Source organism: Variovorax sp. P4_D9 (assembly GCF_056401695.1).
This window is the reverse complement of the sequence record NZ_JBFUIU010001361.1, coordinates 1-1,596: the sequence shown is the minus strand read 5'-3', so window position 1 is coordinate 1,596 and position 1,596 is coordinate 1. Positions and strand designations below refer to the sequence as shown.

The following is a 1,596-nucleotide window of genomic DNA, read 5'->3' as shown; positions in this document are numbered from 1 at the left end:
GGTGAAGGATGTTACTGAGCGACTCGGACCTGTTGATGTCCTCATCAACTCCGCCGGGGGCGCGAAGCGGGTAATACCTGCTGAACTAAATTCAAAGGCATGGCATGCAGCTATGAATGCGAAATTTTTTACGTACGTTCACGCGATGGACGCGGTAATTCCTTCGATGGTTCAACGAAGGAGCGGTGTCATCGTCAATATCATTGGAACGGGTGGAAAAGTTGCAAGCGCAATGCACCTTCCGGGTGGGGCTGCGAACTCCGCGCTAATGCTGGTCTCGTCCGGCCTAGCGAATGCATGGGGGGGCTCCGGGATCCGGGTGAACGCGATCAACCCTGGGGCGACGTATACCGATCGCGTGACCATGTCGCTCGAGACCGAGTCCCGCTTGACCGGCAAAGCGCCTGCCGACCTGTTGAAGGCCAACGAAGCCCGCATTCCGCTTGGCCGGTATGCACGGCCGGAGGAAGTGGCGAACACCGCCTTGTTTCTTGCCTCCGATGCAGCGAGCTATGTGACAGGTGCGCTGGTGACTATGGATGGTGCACTCACGCCCCTGGTTTCCTAGCGCCTGCAAGGCTGAACTAACAGGCCAGACAACTGTCAGCGGCCTTTAGAGGCCACTGACTCACAGAGCCGTACGCCAACGCACGTGGGCCTCGAAGGCTCATCGGGGGCGCACGCCTAAGTCATTGAATCGTCGGCCACTCGCGCCGGCGCTACATCCTTGGGGTCATATGAAAATTGGAGTTCCGGCGGAGGTGTTTCCGAGCGAAACCCGGGTTGCAGCCACGCCCGAGACAGTTAAGAAACTTATCGCCCAAGGCCATGTGGTGCGGGTGCAAACGGGCGCCGGCGTGGCCGCCAGCGTCACCGACGCCGCCTACCAGGCCGCCGGCGCCGAGATCACCGATGCCGCGGGCGCCTTCGGTGCCGACATCGTGCTCAAGGTGCGCAGCCCCGACGACCGCGAGATCGCGCTGATGAAACCGGGCACCGTCGTCATCGGCATGCTCAACCCCTTCGATGCCGCCGGSCTGCAGCGCCTGGCGACAGCAGGCCTGACCGCCTTCGCGCTCGAGGCCGCYCCGCGCACCACGCGCGCGCAGAGCATGGACGTGCTGTCGTCGCAGGCCAACATCGCCGGCTACAAGGCCGTCATGATCGCCGCCGACAAGTACCAGCGCTTCTTCCCGATGCTGATGACGGCTGCGGGCACCGTGAAGGCCGCCCGGGTCGTCATCCTCGGTGTCGGCGTGGCCGGCYTGCAGGCCATCGCCACSGCCAAGCGCYTGGGCGCGGTGATCGAGGCCTCCGACGTGCGACCTTCGGTCAAGGAGCAGATCGAGTCGCTGGGCGGCAAGTTCATCGAGGTGTCCTACGACACCGACGAGGAGCGCGAAGCCGCGGTCGGCGTCGGCGGCTACGCCAAGCCGATGCCCGCGAGCTGGCTGGCGAGGCAGCAGGTCGAGGTCGCCAAGCGCGTGGCGCTGGCCGACGTCGTGATCAGCACCGCGCTGATCCCGGGGCGCGCCGCGCCCACGCTCATCACCGAGGACATGGTCAAGTCGATGAAGCCGTGCTCGGTGATCGTGG

At 64.4% G+C, this 1,596-nt stretch carries 2 protein-coding genes; both read left to right on the top strand.

The window, feature by feature from the left end; genetic code table 11:
• The coding region (locus AC1DY5_RS54955) for an SDR family oxidoreductase (RefSeq protein ID WP_478122584.1) at positions 1-568 on the top strand (568 nt) is incomplete at its 5' end.
• Positions 569-737: 169 nt separating this feature from the next.
• A partial coding sequence (locus AC1DY5_RS54950) for an NAD(P) transhydrogenase subunit alpha (RefSeq protein WP_478122583.1) occupies positions 738-1,596 on the top strand: 859 nt, incomplete at its 3' end.